Annotated in this window: 16 protein-coding genes; 10 read left to right on the top strand and 6 right to left on the bottom strand. The window is 56.7% G+C overall.

Annotated elements, in window-relative coordinates; translation table 11 throughout:
* The 4 genes from VH86_RS12380 (at position 1) to VH86_RS12365 (ending at position 4,559) form a co-directional block, all read left to right on the top strand.
* Positions 1–1,101 carry an ABC transporter permease gene (locus VH86_RS12380; RefSeq protein ID WP_045833035.1) on the top strand — a complete coding sequence of 367 codons (1,101 nt, stop codon included), beginning with the start codon at positions 1–3 and terminating at the stop codon, positions 1,099–1,101.
* A 197-nt stretch (positions 1,102–1,298) separates the two neighbouring features.
* Entirely contained in the window at positions 1,299–2,129 is an 831-nt protein-coding gene (locus VH86_RS12375) for a transketolase (protein ID WP_045813900.1), read from the top strand.
* Positions 2,122–3,066: a transketolase family protein gene (locus VH86_RS12370; RefSeq protein ID WP_045833034.1), complete on the top strand. Its 945-nt coding sequence runs from the start codon at positions 2,122–2,124 to the stop codon at positions 3,064–3,066. The genes VH86_RS12375 and VH86_RS12370 overlap by 8 nt, the downstream gene beginning before the upstream one ends.
* Before the next feature lie 2 nt (positions 3,067–3,068).
* Positions 3,069–4,559: an FGGY family carbohydrate kinase gene (locus VH86_RS12365; RefSeq protein WP_045833033.1), complete on the top strand. Its 1,491-nt coding sequence runs from the start codon at positions 3,069–3,071 to the stop codon at positions 4,557–4,559.
* A gap of 122 nt (positions 4,560–4,681) precedes the next feature.
* Here VH86_RS12365 and VH86_RS12360 read toward each other — a convergent pair whose 3' ends face one another.
* Entirely contained in the window at positions 4,682–5,416 is a 735-nt protein-coding gene (locus tag VH86_RS12360; RefSeq protein ID WP_045833032.1) for a flagellar brake protein, read from the bottom strand.
* Between the two features lie 186 nt (positions 5,417–5,602).
* Between VH86_RS12360 and VH86_RS12355 the strand changes: the two genes are divergently transcribed.
* Positions 5,603–5,851 (top strand): GlsB/YeaQ/YmgE family stress response membrane protein, encoded by a 249-nt coding sequence (locus VH86_RS12355; RefSeq protein WP_038647498.1) that lies wholly within the window; start codon positions 5,603–5,605, stop codon positions 5,849–5,851.
* A 61-nt stretch (positions 5,852–5,912) separates the two neighbouring features.
* Here VH86_RS12355 and VH86_RS12350 read toward each other — a convergent pair whose 3' ends face one another.
* Positions 5,913–8,006 (bottom strand): TonB-dependent siderophore receptor, encoded by a 2,094-nt coding sequence (locus VH86_RS12350; RefSeq protein ID WP_045833031.1) that lies wholly within the window; start codon positions 8,004–8,006, stop codon positions 5,913–5,915.
* Positions 8,007–8,403: 397 nt separating this feature from the next.
* Entirely contained in the window at positions 8,404–10,083 is a 1,680-nt protein-coding gene (gene treA, locus VH86_RS12345) for an alpha,alpha-trehalase TreA (RefSeq protein WP_045833030.1), read from the bottom strand.
* Positions 10,084–10,289: 206 nt separating this feature from the next.
* Here treA and ghrA point away from each other — a divergent pair, with 206 nt between their 5' ends.
* From ghrA to VH86_RS12330, 3 genes are read left to right on the top strand one after another with little or no spacing between them, the layout of a single operon-like run.
* Positions 10,290–11,228 carry a glyoxylate/hydroxypyruvate reductase GhrA gene (ghrA, locus tag VH86_RS12340; protein WP_045833029.1) on the top strand — a complete coding sequence of 313 codons (939 nt, stop codon included), beginning with the start codon at positions 10,290–10,292 and terminating at the stop codon, positions 11,226–11,228.
* 24 nt (positions 11,229–11,252) lie between these two features.
* Complete coding sequence (locus tag VH86_RS12335; protein ID WP_045833028.1) at positions 11,253–11,990, top strand: phosphatase; 738 nt, start codon at positions 11,253–11,255, stop codon at positions 11,988–11,990.
* Positions 11,991–12,016: 26 nt separating this feature from the next.
* A complete protein-coding gene (locus VH86_RS12330) occupies positions 12,017–12,577 on the top strand; it encodes a molecular chaperone (RefSeq protein WP_045813907.1) in 561 nt (186 codons plus the stop codon).
* On the opposite strand, the gene VH86_RS12325 is transcribed toward VH86_RS12330, so the two are convergent.
* Together VH86_RS12325 and VH86_RS12320 are read right to left on the bottom strand one after the other, a co-directional pair.
* Positions 12,578–13,939 carry a CoA transferase gene (locus VH86_RS12325; RefSeq protein WP_045833027.1) on the bottom strand — a complete coding sequence of 454 codons (1,362 nt, stop codon included), beginning with the start codon at positions 13,937–13,939 and terminating at the stop codon, positions 12,578–12,580.
* Between the two features lie 47 nt (positions 13,940–13,986).
* Positions 13,987–14,871: a DMT family transporter gene (locus tag VH86_RS12320; protein WP_045833026.1), complete on the bottom strand. Its 885-nt coding sequence runs from the start codon at positions 14,869–14,871 to the stop codon at positions 13,987–13,989.
* A 189-nt stretch (positions 14,872–15,060) separates the two neighbouring features.
* On the opposite strand from VH86_RS12320, the gene VH86_RS12315 reads away from it, so the two are divergent.
* Positions 15,061–15,780 carry a glutamine amidotransferase gene (locus tag VH86_RS12315; RefSeq protein WP_038647485.1) on the top strand — a complete coding sequence of 240 codons (720 nt, stop codon included), beginning with the start codon at positions 15,061–15,063 and terminating at the stop codon, positions 15,778–15,780.
* Here the strand turns inward: VH86_RS12315 and VH86_RS12310 are convergent.
* Positions 15,768–16,331, bottom strand: coding sequence for a class I SAM-dependent methyltransferase (locus tag VH86_RS12310; protein ID WP_045833025.1), 564 nt, complete (start codon positions 16,329–16,331; stop codon positions 15,768–15,770). The two genes, VH86_RS12315 and VH86_RS12310, sit on opposite strands and share 13 nt — an antisense overlap.
* Before the next feature lie 576 nt (positions 16,332–16,907).
* Here VH86_RS12310 and VH86_RS12305 point away from each other — a divergent pair.
* Positions 16,908–17,422, top strand: a 515-nt coding sequence (locus tag VH86_RS12305) for an aldehyde dehydrogenase family protein (RefSeq protein WP_045833024.1), incomplete at its 3' end; no start/stop codon positions are given.

Raw genomic sequence — 17,422 nt, 5'->3', positions numbered from 1 at the left:
ATGAAAAACAATGGCGCAATGGCGCTCGCTTCGCCAGGTAAGGTTTTCAACTCGCGTGAAGGCATGATTCTGCTGCTGTTAAAACTGCGCACCTTTATCGCGTTGTTCCTCATCGTCGGCTTCTTTGCTATTACCGTGCCGGATTTTCTCGCCGTGGGCAGCATGGTGATCATGGTCAAACACATCGCCATCAATGCGTTTCTGGCACTCGGCATCACCTTTGTCATTATCACTGCGGGTATTGATCTCTCCATCGGCGCCACGCTGGGCCTGTGCGGCATGATTGCCGGCTGGTTGATCACCAAAGGCATTGTGTTGCCGATGTTTGGCATCGCCATCTTTCCCAGCGTTTGGGTGATTGTGCCCGTGGTGTTAGTGGTAGGCGGACTGATTGGCGCGGTGAATGGCTGGATCATCACCAAATACAACGTGGCCCCGTTTATCTGCACGCTGGGCACCATGTACATCCTGCGCGGGGCGGCGATGCTGACCTCTGGCGGCGAAACCTTCCCCGGCTTGCAGGGCAATCCGCTGCTGGGTAACACCGGTTTCGACAAAATCGGTGCGGGGTATTTTCTCGGCTTACCGTGGGCGATCTGGATGATGGTGGTGCTGGCGTTGGTGATTGCCTATGTGGCGCGCCGCTTGCCGTTTGGCCGTCAGGTGTATGCGATTGGTGATAACGAGCGTGCGGCGGAACTCTCCGGCGTCAAAGTGAAGTCGGTGAAAATCTGGGTTTACACCCTTTCAGGTTTCTGTGCGGCGATTGCTGGCATTGTGGTGTCTTCGCAGCTGGTGGCCAGCCATCCGGCGAACGGCACCTCATTCGAGATGAACGCGATTGCGGCAGTGGTGCTCGGTGGTACTTCACTGGCTGGCGGACGCGGCACCATTCTCGGCACGCTGGTGGGGGCCTTTGTCATCGGTTTTCTGGCGGATGGCTTGATCATGATGGGCGTCAGTGAGTTCTGGCAAATGGTGATCAAAGGCATCGTGATTATCGTGGCGGTTATCATCGATCAGATGCAAAGCCGCATGCAGCAAAAAGCCGCCGTGGTGGCGCAGAAGGCATTGATTCAGGAAGGTGAGGCCAAAGGTTAATCATTACCCGTCATAAGCTGAGCCGCAGGTGCGTGGGTTGCACTTGCTCACCCCAGTCACTTACCTGAGTAGGCTCCTGGGGATTGACGAGTTGGCCGCCTTCCCGCAACTCAGCTTATTTAGGGTAAAAATCTGGGTAAATTTTTTTACCTGTTGTGAATATATATTCAATAACGCTTTAAAATGCAGAGGTGTCTATGAATCCTTTCAAATATTCGGTGGCGGACCTGGCAGCGAAAGCGCGCGCCGTACGTCGCCGCATCATCCAGCTCAATGCCGGTAGTCCGGCGGGTGGACACACCGGTGCCGATCTCTCTCAGGTCGAAATCCTGACGGCGCTCTATTTCCGCATCCTGAATTGCGCGCCGGATCGCACCAACGATCCGCAGCGTGATATCTACATCCAATCGAAAGGGCATGCGGTCGGCGGCTATTACTGTGTGCTGGCAGAGGCGGGTTACTTCCCAACCGAATGGCTGCCCACTTACCAGCATTCGGATTCACATTTGCCGGGCCATCCGGTGCGGCAGAAAACGCCGGGCGTGGAACTCAACACCGGTGCACTGGGGCACGGCTTACCGGTGGCGGTGGGTATTGCGCTGGCGGCGAAGAAAGATAACAGCGACCGCCGCGTCTTCGTGGTAACCGGCGACGGTGAACTGGCCGAGGGCAGTAACTGGGAGGCTGCGCTGGTGGCGGCGCACTACAACCTCGATAACCTGGTGATCATCAACGACAAGAACAAACTGCAACTGGCAGGGCACACGCGCGACATCATGAACACCGATCCGCTGCCGGATAAATGGCGCGCCTTCGGCCTGGAGGTCACTGAGTGCAACGGTAATGACATGGCTTCCGTGGTGGAAACCATTGAAAACCTGCCACGTAACGGCAAACCGCAGGTGATTGTGGCGCATACCGAGAAAGGCTTTGGCATCTCCTTTATTCAGGGCAAACCAGAGTGGCATCACCGTGTGCCGAAAGGGGAAGAGATCGAACTGGCACTGGAGGAATTAAAAGATGAGTAATGCAAAACACCTGGCCACGGTGATGGTGGAAGCCTTTATTGACGCGGTCAATCGCGGTGTGGATCTGGTGCCAGTGGTGGCGGATTCCACCTCAACGGCAAAAATATCACCTTTCATTAAGGCGTTCCCGGATCGCCTGATCAACGTCGGTATTGCGGAACAAACGCTGGTGGGCACAGCAGCTGGTCTGGCAATCGGTGGAAAAGTGGCGGTGACCTGTAATGCCGCACCGTTCCTGATTTCCCGCGCCAACGAGCAGGTAAAAGTGGACGTCTGCTACAACAACACCAACGTCAAACTGTTTGGCCTAAATGCCGGTGCCAGTTACGGACCGCTGGCCAGCACCCACCACAGCATTGATGATATTGCGGTGATGCGTGGCTTAGGTAATATCGAGATTTACGCGCCATCCTGCCCGCTGGAGTGCCGCCAGATCATCGATTATGCCCTTGCGCATGTGGGTCCGGTTTACATCCGTCTGGATGGCAAGGACCTGCCTCAGCTGCACGACGAAAACTACCAGTTCCGTCCCGGTCAAATCGACGTCATGCGTGAAGGCAACGACATCGTGCTGGTGGCGATGGGTTCCACCGTGCATGAGGCGGTGAGCGCGGCTGAGCAATTGCATGCACAGGGAATCAGCGCAGGTGTGATCGCCATTCCATCAATTCGTCCCTGCGATACCCAACGGCTGCAAGAGCTGTTAAAGCATTATCCGGCGGTGATCACCGTAGAGGAGCACAATGTTAACGGCGGCGTCGGCAGTCTGGTGGCCGAAGTGCTGGCTGAAGGCGGCTGCGGCATTCCGCTGTTACGTCTGGGCATCCCCGATGGTCAATACGCGATTGCTGGCGACCGTGCCTCCACGCGCGCGCATCATGGTATTGACGCCGCCAGCGTGGTGAAGAGTGCAGTGCGCATGTGTGCAGGAGCGTAAACATGGCGGGTCCATTAATACTGGCAATTGATGAAGGTACCACGAACGCGAAAGCCATAGCGGTGGACCGCGCAGGCAAGGTGGTGGCGCGCGGCAGCCAGCCTCTGACGCTAGCCCATCCGCAGCCCGGATTGGCCGAACAGGATCCGCTGGCGATCTGGCAGGCGGTGAAACAGGCGATTGAAAGCTGTCTGGCGCAGTGCGACGGAGCAGAGGTGGCCGCCGTCGCGATCAGCAATCAGCGCGAGTCGGTGCTGATCTGGCAGCGCCGCGACGGGCAACCGCTGACGCCGCTGGTGAGCTGGCAGGATCGTCGCTCAGAAGCGTTTTGTCGTGATTTACGCATGGCGGGTAAAGCGCCACGCATCACCGGCTTAACGGGCCTGGCGGTCGATCCGATGTTTCCCGCAGGCAAACTCACCGGGATGCTGGCGGCGATACCGGATGGCCAGGCGCGTGCGCAGGCCGGTGAACTCTGTATTGGCACTGTGGATAGCTGGCTCAGCTGGCAACTCAGCGGCGGCGAAAGTTTTATTACCGATCACGCGAATGCGGCCCGCACCCAACTCTACAATTTGCACAGCGGTGACTGGGATGAGGAACTGCTGACGCTGTTCCATATCCCGCGCGCGGCGCTGCCACATATTGTGCCCTCCGCCAGTGCGCAGGGTGTTGTCACGGTACAGGACATCGCCGGACTGAAAGCGGGTACGCCCATTTTGTCGCGCATTGGCGATTCCCATGCGGCACTGCAGGCGCAACGCAGTGCGGGTGAAGAGGTGGTGAAAGCCACTTACGGCACCGGTTCATCGCTGATGATGTCAATGGCCACACCTTTGCTGACCGAAAACGGCCTCAGTACCACGGTGGCGTGGCACGATGGCACGCTGCGATTTGCCTTTGAAGGCAACATCACCCATACCGGTTCAGGCGCGGCCTGGCTGGGACGCATGCTGGGCATCAGCGATCCGCGTGAACTGACGGCAATGGCGCAGCGCAGCGAGTATAATCAGGGCATCTATTTCGTGCCTGCCTTGTCAGGCCTGGGCGCGCCCTGGTGGGATTTGAAGGCGCGCGGCATGGTATGTGGCCTTACCGATGCCGCCACGCCAGAGGTGCTGGCGCGCGTGGCACTGGAATCGATCACCTTCCAGATTGCCGATGTGTTCTTCGCGATGGAGCAGGCCAGTGGTGTGCAGTTGCCCGCGCTCTGTGTGGATGGCACGGCAACCGAAAACAGTTGGCTGATGCAGTTACAGGCAGACGTGTTGCAGCGGCCGCTGAAACGTGCCCCCACCGCTGAAGTCTCCGCCCTTGGTGCCGCGCTGCTGGCGGGGCGCTCATTAGGCTGGTGGCAGCAGGGCAGTGATATGCAGGCGTTGCAGGGTGGCAGCGTGATTGAGCCGCGCAGCGATCGCGCGACCCTTATGCAGGAGAATTATCGCGGCTGGCTGGAAGCGGTGGCGCGTTGTCGCTATCAACCGCACCATTAATCTTTATCGTCTCAAAGACAACGTATCGCACGAGGGCGAGTCACACCGCGCTTGCCCAGGCGTGATAAATCATGTCGAAGAGAAATCGGCGGGGTTCACTCTGATCCCCGCATGTTACTCAATTACTGGAAGCGATTCGCTTTGTCGCGCGCCAGACGCTCCAGCGCAAAGATCACCTGCTGTAGCTGGCGTTCCTGCACCGGCTCAATGGCGGTAAAGCGGAAGCTGAGACGGGGGGTTGTGCGGGTTTCATTCTTGCTGGTGACCGTGCTGCGCTCGCCAATATGCAGCAGCTGTGCGGTGACCTCAAAATGACCGTATTCGCCCAATTCCACACGCAGGTTCTTAAAGGTATCACCCCGATTCAGGCCTTCAGGCAAGCTGTCATCCAGCAATACGCCCGCACCACCGAGAGAGAGATCCTGCAAGCGAAAACGCGCATTGCTGCCATCCGGCCACTGCGTATGGCAGTAAAACACCGGCTCCATCGGGGCAGAAACACGGAAAAATTCACGACGCTGAATCTGCCACAGCAGCTCAGGCAGTGGGGCAGTGAAAGCGGGTAAGCCTTCAAACTCGGTGCGCTCAAGTTTGATCAAGCCAAACTCTACTTTTGCCCCCTGGGTTTCTGCCGCGATATTCACTTCGCCGCCCTGCAGCGCTAAATCGTTATCCAGCGCATTGCTGCCGAGATCGAAAATGACGCGATCTTCATCCGCATCCAGCATGCGGCTAATAAATTGACCGCGCGAAAAACTGACCATTAAAGGGGTCTGGAAACGCAACAAATCCTTCATTACGTTTAAAACAGCAAGGGTGCCTCGTTTGAGATATTGTTCGTTATCGGCGTCTTTCACATCCTGCTCCACTTATCCGATTGTTATTATCACGGGTGACACGGCTATCGAACTGTTATCGACGTTTTAACAAAAAGCTTTAGCCTGCTAACTCTCTATTTACTGTGATGATCCTCAAGCAAATTAAAAATATCCGACTATACTGATGGCAGTGAACACCTTGATTCATAACGTAAGGAGCAGTAAATGGGTATTCTCTCATGGATTATTTTTGGTTTGATTGCCGGGATCATCGCTAAATGGATCATGCCAGGTAAAGATGGCGGCGGATTCATCATCACTGTGGTATTAGGGATTGTCGGCGCGGTGGTTGGTGGCTGGATCAGTACCCTGTTTGGCTTCGGCAAAGTTGACGGTTTCAACTTTGGCAGCTTCGTGGTGGCGGTCATTGGTGCCATCGTGGTGCTGTGGATCTATCGTAAAGTTCGAACCTAGTAGCGCACTCTGATTTTATGAAATCCGCATCCCCAACGGGATGCGGATTTTTTTATGGCGGTTAGAAATCGTAACCCACGGTGGCGGTAATGGTCCGCTCCGCACCGCGATAGCAGTAACCGGTGCCATAACAGGCGGCGAGATACTTTTTGTCGGTCAGGTTATTGGCATTGACCTGCAGCCATGCCCCTTTCAACTGTGAATTCCACGCACCGAGATCGGCCCGTACGGATGCATCAAACAGCGTCACTGACGGCAAACGTGTGGTGTTTTCATTATCAGCCCACTGCTTACCGATATAACGCACACCCGCACCGGCGCTCAGGCCGTAATCAAACTGATAGTGCCCCCAGAATGACGCCATGCTGTTCGGCGTGACGTAAGGTGTATGGCCATCATTTCCGTCAACGGAATCTTTGAAACGCAGATGGTTCAGCGTGTAACCGGCAATGGTGCTGAGTCGCGGCGTCAGTTGATTACGTGCTTCCAGCTCAATGCCCTGCGAATGCACTTTGCCGGAAGGGCTGTAGGTGCTGTCCACCACGTTACGGTTCGCCACATCGTTTTGCGTCAAATCGTACAGCGCGATGGAGTACATATCGCGTGTGCCCACCGGCTGGTATTTCACACCGGCTTCATACTGCTCGGAAGTGGTTGGTTTCAGCTGATTGCCGTCTGGATCGGTCAAAGAAGCCGGGGTAATCGCCTGGCTCCAGCTGACGTAAGGTGAGATGCCGCTGTCGAACGCATACAGCAGCGCAGCACGGCCGCTGACGTGGTCATCCTGGCGACGGCTGGTGCCATTATTGGAGACGATGCGATCGTAGCGGCCAGAGAGATCCAGATGCCAGCGGTCGAGTTGCATTTCATCCTGCAAGTAGAGCCCGGTCTGATAATAGCGACGCGTTTGTTCGGTCCAGCTGTAATCCGGCATGCTGCCGACCGCTTCGCCCGTCCAAGGGTTTAATGAACTCGCATAGCCACTGGCTTTACTCAAATCGTTTTTATAACGGTGGTATTCGGCACCGAGGATCACCCGATGCTGCAGCGCGCCGGTAGCAAAATCAGCCTGCAGACGGTTGTCGTTGGCCCATGCGCTAAGCGAAGAACGTTCACCGGAGTAGTAGCGCGTCAGCAAATCAGGATTGGTGGCGTCCCAGCCAATCTGATACACCTGATCGAGATCGACATTAGAGTGGCTATAGCTGGCGGTAGAGTAGACAGACCACACTTCATTGAAGCGGTGCGAGAAGTCGTAGCTGTAAATCTGTTCGTGGCGTTTGAACTGATCCAGTGCGCTGTCGCCCTCATAGAATCCATCACTCAGCTTGCGGCCATTATGGCTGTAAAGCGTGCCTTCAGCCGGTACGGAACCGTGATAACCGCCGGACGGATCTTTTTGCAGATAGGCACGCAGCACCAGACTGGTGTCTTCGCTGGGTTGCCACAGCAGCTGTGGCGAAATCGCATATTTCTCTTCACGGGTGTGATCGTATTGCGTGTCGCTGTTACGCGTGATGCCGGTGAGACGGAAGGCCCACTGATCGTTAATCGCATTGGTGTAGTCAAAGGCGGCGCTGTTGGTGGCGTTAGTGCCGGTCGACAGGCGGAAATGGCCCTCTTCAGCAAACTGCGGCCGCTTGCTCACCTGATTAACCAATCCGCCTGGCACAGTCTGGCCGTAAAGTGCGGAGGAGGGGCCTTTGATCACATCAACGCGATCGAGGAACCAGTTATCCACCTGCAAGATGTTGAAGCTGCCGCCATCACTCATGATGCGCAAGCCATCCAGGAAGGTGTTGTCGACATCGCCGCCATGGAAACCACGTAGCGCGATGGTGTCATAACGGGTGGCGGCGCCGCCGAAGTTGGTGAATACACCCGGCGTATAGTTCAGTACCTGATTGAGATCCTGCGCACCCTGATCTTCCATCTGCTGACGTGTTACCACCGAGATGGACTGCGGCGTGGTGATCAGCGGCTGATCGGTTTTACTGCTGCTGCTGCGGGTGGCGAGATAGCCTTGCGTCGGTGAGCTGGCGCTCTCCTGCGGTTGCGCGGTGACCACGATGGACTCTTCTGCGAAGGTTGCAGCAGGAAGGGCCAGAGCCAGCGCACAAAGCACGCGGGCACGATTAAGGGTAAAAAGCGTCATCGGAAATCCTTTAACGGGCAGCAGAACAAAAGCAGCACTCAACCGGCACTGCCGAAAGTTGAGAATGCGATTAAAATTAAGAGTGAGAATTATTATCTTTAAGTGAGGTGTGTTTCAAGTTGTTAATGTGAGTGAAAGAGATTGTGAGGACATGAACAGGAAGGGTGGCGTAGCGAGTACGGCTTTAAGTGAGTAATGGTTTCATGATTCAGTCATACAATCTGTCGCGGTGCGCGAGGGTGTGGAAACCTGAGGTAATGACTTCACTGCGTTAAGTGTGACATCGCATGCCTGAGGGGGGGGCATTAAGCCCCCTGGCTTTGACAGCGCGAACCGATTGCGCTGCTACCGTTTGACAAACAAAGCAGTAGCAGCGGTTTTATTTAAAGTATGAGGGTTATTTCCCCGCACTCAGCGCGGGCATATTCGGGATATCGCTCGCGTTATTACAGGTGTTATCTTTCGGGCAGTATTTATCCAGTAGTTTGAGCGTCACGCCATTGGTCCAGCCGAAGCCGTCCTGCAACGGATATTCACCGCCACCACCCCCGCCCAGTTGCGCGCCTTCCACCACATACTTTTCAACCAGCTTGTGCTCTTTGTCGTAAGTGGCCTGCACGTTCTGCAGGAAGCGCTGACCAATTTCCTGCGCCAGCTTGGGTTGCTTGTAATGTTCCAGACCTTCCACCGCCACCCATTGCAGCGGCGCCCAGCCATTTGGTGCATCCCATTGCTGACCATTATTAACGGTTGTCGTCACCAAACCTCCCGGTTTCAACAGCTGTTTCTCAACCGCTTTGGCGGTGCGGTCCGCCTGTTTTTCACTCGCCACCTGCATATACAGCGGGAACAGGGTAGCGGCGGTTAACTGCGGATGAACGTGTTTTTTCTGCCAGTCATAGTCGGCGTACCAGCCTTGCTTCTCATCCCACAGATAACGATTAATCGCCGCCTGACGTTTTTCAGCATCGGCCGCGAACTGTTTGGCTTTGTCATCCTGCTGTGCCAGTTTCGAGGCTTTGGACAACACCTGCTCCAGATGGAACATCAGGCTGTTAAGATCGACCGGTGCCAGCTGGGTGGTGCGGATCGAGGCCAGATTGTGGGCATCGGTAAACCAGCGAGAGCTGAAATCCCAACCGGAGGCCGCACCGGCACGCAGATCGCGATACACCTGCTGTTTATTGCGATCTGGCGCTTTGTTGGCGGTATTCACATCGTCGAGCCAGGACTCGGTGCGTGGAGCATCGCGGTCATCCCAGTAACGGTTAAGCTGCGTGCCGTCACCCAGTTTAATCACGCGCTTGCTGGCTTCTCCGGCCGCGACTTTATCGCTGTCCGCCATCCAGTAGTCATACTCTTTCTGCAACTGCGGCAGATACTGGCGGTAAACATCATCACCTTTGTGCGTTGCCAGCAGATCCACCATCAGGCTAAAGAACGGTGGCTGTGAACGGCTGAGATAATAGCTGCGATTGCCGTTCGGGATGTGGCCGTATTTATCCAGTTCGGTGGCGAAGTTATCCACCATATCCTGCACGCGATCCCAGTGCCCGCTCTCGGCGAGGCCCAGCATGGTGAAGTAGCTGTCCCAGTAATAAACTTCGCGGAAACGGCCGCCGGGAACCACATAGGGTTTCGGTAGCGGCAACAGGGAATCATACTGGCTGGCGGTCGGTGTTGATCGTGTCAGCACCGGCCACAGGCCGTTGATATGTTCACGCAGGCTTTGTCCGGCAGGCGGCACGTATTTGTCCTGCTCTTTAGGCAGGGTGAAATTAGCGTCCACGAAATGCTTGAGGTCGAAGTTGCGCTGGCTCTTTTGCATCTGCCAGTCCGCCAGTATCGAAGAAGGATTGTACTTCGGAACCGCATCGGCAAAGGTTTTCTGATCCGGATAAAATTTTGCCTGCTGTACCGCATTAAACAGAGGCCCAAGGCGGATATCGGGCGGCTGGGGCTGGCTGCTTAGCATTCGGCTGGTATCTTCCGCCTGCGCAACAGAGGCGCCGGCCAGCAGCGCCGCGCTCAGTAACAACGTCAGTGGCGCGGGCGTGAATTTGACATTTTTTATCATCGGTTTTTCTCCTTGTCCGAAAAGGTGGTGTGCTAACACATTGACCACTCGAACAACTTTAGTCGCTAACGCGCCGCTTAGCCGCCTCAAGCCATGGAAATGTGAAGCCGTGGGAATTAATCACGCAAGAAATTGCATTAACAGTGAGGTTTTTGCTTGCCCTTCACCGCTATTTGCCTGAGGCTGAAGGAAAAAAGGAGAGCTGTATGGAGATTATCTGGTATCACCCGTCGCAAGCCCCCGATCGCTGGCTTGCGGGACTGCGTCAGCGTTTACCGCAAGCCAACGTGCGCTACTGGCAGCCGGGCGACACGGCTCCGGCGGATTATGCCATCGTGCGTTCGCCGCCCATCGAGATGCTGGCTGGCCGTCCGTTAAAAGGCGTGTTTGCCATGGGCGCGGGCGTCGACGAAATTCTTAAGCAACTGCGCGCTCATCCTGAAATGCTAGCCGATGACGTGCCGCTGTTCCGCCTCGAAGATACCGGTATGGCGCGTCAGATGCAGGAGTATGCGAACTGGTGCGTGCTGGGCTGGTACCGCCGCTTTGCCGACTATCGTCAGCAGCAGCAACAGGCGCACTGGCAACCACTCGACACAGCGGATCGCGCCGACTTCACCATCGGCGTGCTCGGTGCGGGAGTGCTGGGCAGTAGCGTGCTTGAAAGCTTACGTCAGTGGGGCTTCCCGCTGCGTTGCTGGAGCCGCTCGGCTAAGCAGATTGAAGGCGTGCAAACCTTCCATGGTCGCGATCAGCTGGATGCGTTTCTCGATGGCACTCAGGTGCTGATCGACCTGTTGCCCACCACGCCGGAAACCACCAACCTGATCGATGAAAAGTTTCTGCGCGTGTTACCGCAGGGTGCCTTTTTCCTCAATCTGGCGCGCGGCGCGCACGTGGTGGAAGCCGATCTGCTGGCTGCATTGAACAGCGGTCAACTGGCGGGTGCGGCGCTGGACGTGTTCCAGACCGAGCCACTGGCGGCGGATCACCCGCTCTGGTCTCATCCACATGTCACATTGACGCCACATACTGCGGCTATTACGTTGCCCGGCGAGGCGATGGATTTCATTGCTGGTGCCATACTTGCTCTGGAGCAAGGGGATCAACCGGGCGGTTTAGTCGATCGTCAGCGCGGTTATTAATTCACATTGAGTCAGGAGAAGAGGATGTATCCCGTCGATTTGCATATGCACACCGTTGCCAGTACCCACGCCTACAGCACACTGCATGACTATATGGTGCAGGCGAAGCAGAATGGCCTGAAGCTGTTTGCCATCACCGATCACGGCCCGGATATGGCGGATGCGCCGCACTACTGGCACTTCGTTAATATGCGTATCTGGCCACGCGTGATCGATGGCGTAGGCGTGTTGCGTGGTATTGAAGCCAACATCAAAAATCAGCAGGGTGAAATTGACTGCAGCGGCCCGATGCTGGATGCGCTGGATCTGATTGTGGCGGGGTTCCATGAGCCGGTGTATGCACCGCGTGATAAAGCGCATCACACGGAAGCGATGATTGCCGCCATGGCCGGTGGGCTGGTGCACATTATTTCGCATCCTGGCAACCCGAAATTCCCGGTGGATATCCGCGCCATTGCCGAAGCGGCCGCGCATTATGATGTGGCGCTGGAGATCAACAACTCTTCCTTTACTCACTCACGTCCGGGCAGCGAACCGAACTGTCGCGCCATTGCTGAAGCGGTGCGTGATGCCGGCGGGCGTCTGGCGTTTGGGTCGGATTCGCACACCGCATTTACCCTTGGTCATTTCGAACACTGCATCCGCATTACGCGCGAAGTGGATTTTCCCGAGGATCGCGTGTTAAATGTCACGCCGCGCCGCCTGCTCGACTTCCTCGAACAGCGAACCGGTAAGCACATTGCTGAATTTGCGGACTTTTAACTTTTAGCCTCAAGGAATTCTGTTGCATGAATGAGTTTTCCATTCTCTGCCGCGTCATCGGCTCGCTGTTCAACCGCCAGCCACAAGATCCATTGCTGGTGCCGCTCTTCACCATGCTGCGTGAAGGCAAACTGAAGGCTCAGTGGCCGCTGGAGCAGGATGAACTGTTAACACGTCTGCAGCAGAATAGCGATCCGCAGGCCCTGGCGGCGGATTACAACGCACTGTTCGTCGGCAGCGAATGCAGCGTACCGCCTTACGCCTCACAGTGGCCAAACGGTCCGCAGGAAGCGGATGTCCGTGCCTTCCTCGCCTCACGTGGCATGCCGTTAAGCGATGCACCTGCCGATCATTTTGGCGTGCTGCTGCTGGCGGCCTCGTGGCTGGAAGATCAGTCAGCGGAAGATGAGTTCGCCGCGCAGCTGGCGCTGTTTGACGACTACCTGCTGCCATGGTGCGGTGCGTTCCTGGGCAAAGTGGAAGCGCACGCAACCAGCGCCTTCTACCGCACGCTGGCTGCGCTTAGCCGTGAAGCCATTCAGGCGATGTACGATGAACTGAACGAAGGCAACGGCGAAGAAGCCTAATCACCAGCTGGCTACGCTGCTGCCGAGCTTAACGCCCGGCGTGGCGCAGATCATCGGCGTGCCGGGCAGATACGCAGCGGCACGCAATCTTTCGGCAATCCCCCACGCGTTGATCTCTACTGTCGGCAGGGCATCGCCGTGCTGTGCCGCAATGCCATGCTGCGGCTGTGGCGGGGACGCGCCAAACTGTTGCAACAGTCTTGCGGTGCGCGCCAGTGATAAGCGTGCCTGCCAGCCAACGTGATTTTCCCGACGCTGTCTCATCCCTTCCAGTACGGCGGCGGCCATCATATAGCCGGTGGCGTGATCGAGTGCCTGCACTGGCAGCGGCGTCGGTTGGACGTTACCACGCCAGATCATGCCCTGTTCAGCGATGCCGCATCCCATCTGCACCAGGCTGTCAAAGCCGCGCCGATTTCGCCATGGCCCGCTCCAGCCCCACGCATTCAGGCTAACATCCACCAATCCGGGCGACAGTTTGCGGCGTGATTCTGCATCCAGCCCCAGCTTTTCCAGCGCATCCGCGCGATAGCCATGCACCAGCACATCAGCGTGTTTGATCAGATCGCGCAGCTGCTCAATGCCCGCTCTGGATTTAAGATCGAGCCGCGCACAGCGTTTGCCGCAGGTGATCTCCTGTTCCAGTGTTGGCTCTTCCCAGCCGTAAGGATCGATACGTAAAACCTGCGCGCCAAGGCTGGCGAGAAAACGCGTGGCGACCGGCCCGGCGATAATGCGCGTCAGATCCAGCACGCGTACGCCCAGCAGTGGGCGTGCAATGGGCAGTTGCCAGCCAGGCGTGGGCGCATCCCCCGTGGCCTGTTGGGCGATCAGTGCTTCACTGCTGACGGCCACGCCTTGTGGATGCTGTAGCCACTGTTGCTCACTGCGCATCTGCGCAGCACAGCCGCCAGCCTCGATCACGGCCTGCTCCAGCGCGGCCGCTTGCCACTGAGACACCCGTTGCGCTAATGCGGCGCGGTCGGCTTGTTGCCCCAGCACCTGCTCCATCGCGGCACGATGATGCGGGGCGTTGGTGTGCAGACGGATCCAGCCATCGGTGGTGGCATAGTCGCCAGCAAAAGGGTCCCAAAGTGCGGCAGGAGGACGATTTAACGGCGTGAGGCTGTGCTGAAACCAGCGAGAGGCGAGCCGCACATTGACGCTAACCGGGGCCGATTGCCCGAGCAAGTCGCTCACTGCCTGGCTTGCGAGCCCAATGCTGGTGGCGGCCAGTTCACTGACGGCAAACGCAGAGGAAAAGGTATCGGGCTGGAGAAAGCTAAGCGCGGGAAGGGGTTCCGCGCCACGCAATCCTTGCCACAGTTGCTGCCATAATGCGGCAGCAGATTGAGTATCCATATTGAGTCTCCGGAAAACGCGCGAGACTCAAGCATAGCAGAGGGGATCTAACGGCGGCGTAAACGCGGAAAACGCGCGTGCATGCGCAGATTGCGCAGGTTGATCACCGCAATGGCCGTGCCGAGCACCACCAGAGACGCGCCGAGGATCTTGAAGCTGTTCATGCTGTCGCCCAGCACGAATACGCCCATCAAAACCGCCAGCACAGGCGTGAGCAGCGAGTAAGGCATGATTAAGTTGACGTTGTACTTTTTCAGTAACCAATACCACAAGGTATAAGCCACGATCGAGGAAGCCAGCGCGCTGTAAAGAATACCAAACCAGCCGCGCCAGCCCGCGTGGCTTAATGCGTAAAACTGGTGCGATTCGGTAAGCCAGGAAGCGGCACCGACAATCGGCACGGCAAGGAATGAGATCCAGCCGGTGAGCGTCAGCGGTTTTATCGGCGGCGATTTCTTCACGATCATATTGCTGATGGCCCAGCCAAAGGCACTGCACAGCAAAATACATAAAACCCACCACGCAGGAATGGTTGGGCTGCCGGAGAGCACCGCCACACCACTTAACGAGACCGCGATGCCGAATAACTGCACCAGGCGCAGTTTCTCTTTCAGCACCAGCATCGCCAGCAGCATGGCAATCGGTGTACCGAGCTGTACCACAATTGCGCCGGTTCCGGCATCGGTGTAGCGCATGCCGACAAACAGCAGCGAGAAATGCATAAAGCCAAAGGTGAAGGCGAGGGTGAGCAGCCACGGCAGCTGTTCACGCGTGATGCGGCAGAATGGCACCAGCACAATCGCCACCACCACGAAACGCATCCAGGTAAGGAATAGCGGCGGAAGTTCCAGCAATCCCCACTTCACCGCCACGTTGTTGAAAGCCCAGATGGAAACCACCATCAGAACCAAAAAGAAATGCCGCACTGCCACAATGTCATCCTTCACATGAAAGGGGGTATCACCGGCTAATCATGGCACGAAGCCGTGCATTTCTGTGACATTGTGCAAAAATTTTTTTCATCAAGGTATGAGCTTATGCAGGAAAAAAATAAGACAGGTCACTGATTTCCTGTCAAAGTGGATGTCCGAAAGCTGACTCCGTGAAGGAATGAATTCGGAATGACACACACCCGCGCGTTACCCCTTGCTCTGATTCAACTCGAAGTGCCGCCACCGCAGGTCGTGGCGCAAATTGGTGAACAACCCGTCTGGTTTATTGATGCGCTGCAACTGCAGCCTGATGACTATGTGATTGTCCGCCCGCATCTTGGCGAAGAGCTGCCGGCGTTTGATCGCGTCAGCGGCGCCATTCTTAGCGGCTCCTGGGCAATGGTCACCGACCACGCCGACTGGAGCGAGCGCACGGCCGCATGGATCCGTGGTGCCATGGAAGCCGAGCTGCCACTGCTGGGCGTCTGTTACGGCCATCAGCTGATGGCGTATGCGTTGGGCGGAAAAGTGGGCGATAACCCGAACGGATGGGAACGTGGATTGAAAACCCTGACGCAGCAGGCGCAGCGCGATCCGTGGCTAGCAACGCTGCCCGGCGAGTTTCAGGCATGGCTTTCGCATCGCCAGTCGGTGATTAGTCCCCCGCAGCACGCCGTGGTACTGGCGCAATCTGAGCTGGATGGTTGCCAGATTTTACGCTATTCCCCGCAGGCGCTGTCGGTACAGTTCCACCCGGAGTTTACCCGCGACATCATGACCGCCTGTTTACCGGCGGGCGTGTGTGATGATGGTGCGCAGGTCGCTGGTGAGGATTGGTCACGCGAGTTGTTGCGTCGTTTCTGGTTGCAAACGCGGCCGCAGCCGCGCGTGCAGGCTCAGGGCGCGTAATGCCGAGTGCAGCGATAAACCCAGGCGGGCGGCATATTTTTCAGCACCCGCTGGCGCTGCCACGTGAAGTAGCGTGACAGGGTAAGTTGGGTCAATGAGGTGTATTGAAACTGGATAAATACACCGCGCGGGCCCAGCACATCGTGGACGGCACTCAGAATCGCTTCACGCGTTTCCGGCGGCAGCGACAGCAGCGGCAGGCCGGAAAAGATCACATCGTATTCACCAGACAGGTATTCGGCCGAGCAGGCACGTACCTGCATGCGCGGATCGGTCCATTCGCGCAAGCTCTCGACTAAATCCGGGCTGATCTCAAACACATCCAACTGCGCTTGCGGCGACATTCTGTCCAGAATATGCCGGGTTAACACCCCGTCTCCGGCACCCAGTTCGGCGATACGCAGGCTGTGATCCCAGCTGGCGGCATCACACATGGTGCGACACAGCGCAGCAGAGGAGGGCGTGATGCTGCCCATCTTGCGCGGGTTTCGAATAAATTGCTGAACAAAGTTCGCTTTGGCGCGCATTAACGTCAGGGCTGAAGCCAACATCTCTTTCTCCTGATGAGTATCCTGTTTCATATTGACCAAATTCATTGCGTTTGTTTCGCTTTTCGCTGCATATGCGGCAAAACTCGGAATTTTCCGCAACGAAGCGGGAGATTTACGCGTATTTTTGATGTGCGTAAATGTGCACCCTACGAAAATCGTGCATGAGGACGGAAGGGCTGCCATTTATGGCGACCGAAAACTCTGCACGATGCTCGTAGGGTTGGCATTTCTGGCGACTAAAAATCCTGCACGATGTTCGTAGGGTTGGCATTTCTGGCGACCGAAAACCCTGCGCGATGTTCGTAGGGTTGGCATTTCTGGCGACTAAAAATCCTGCACGATAGTCGAAGGATTGCCATTTCTGGCGACCGAAAACTGTTGTGACAGAGGCTTTTTCTTTAGTCGCAACCCTAGTTTAGCGCCTGTGCAAAATCTCAAATCAACAATCCCGGAATTTTCCTTCGGTGCGGTCACAGTTTCCCGCTCTGCGATCTGACAGGCTGACATTGATCGATCAATGTTAATAACAGGTTTCATAGTTGTTATTCGCCACTCTGTCCCGCAAGGAGAAACACCATGCGTTACGCTGCTCCGGGAGAACAAGGTTCTCTCATCACTCTGCAATCGCGTTATGGCAACTTTATCAACGGCGAATTCGTTGCGCCGGTGAACGGTCATTACTTCGTCAACACGACCCCGATTAACGGCTCCACCATCGGCGAATTCCCGCGCTCGGACAAGGCCGATGTCGATAACGCAGTCGCGGCAGCACAGGCCGCTGCGGATGCCTGGGGTAAAACTTCCCCGCAGGCACGTTCGCTGGTGTTGCTGAAAATCGCCGATCGACTGGAAGAGAAACTGGAATATATCGCAGTCAACGAAACCTGGGATAACGGCAAGCCGGTGCGTGAAACCCTGGCTGCCGATTTGCCGCTGGCGGTAGACCACTTCCGCTACTTCGCGGGCTGCGTGCGCGCACAGGAAGGCACCGCAGCGGAAATCGACGAATTCACCGCCGCTTACCACTTTCATGAACCGCTGGGCGTGGTCGGGCAAATCATCCCGTGGAACTTCCCGCTGTTAATGGCGGC

Source organism: Pantoea sp. BL1 (genome assembly GCF_000963985.1).
Classification (GTDB): Bacteria; Pseudomonadota; Gammaproteobacteria; order Enterobacterales; family Enterobacteriaceae; genus Pantoea; species Pantoea rwandensis_B.
This window is presented reverse-complemented; position numbering and strand designations above follow the sequence as displayed.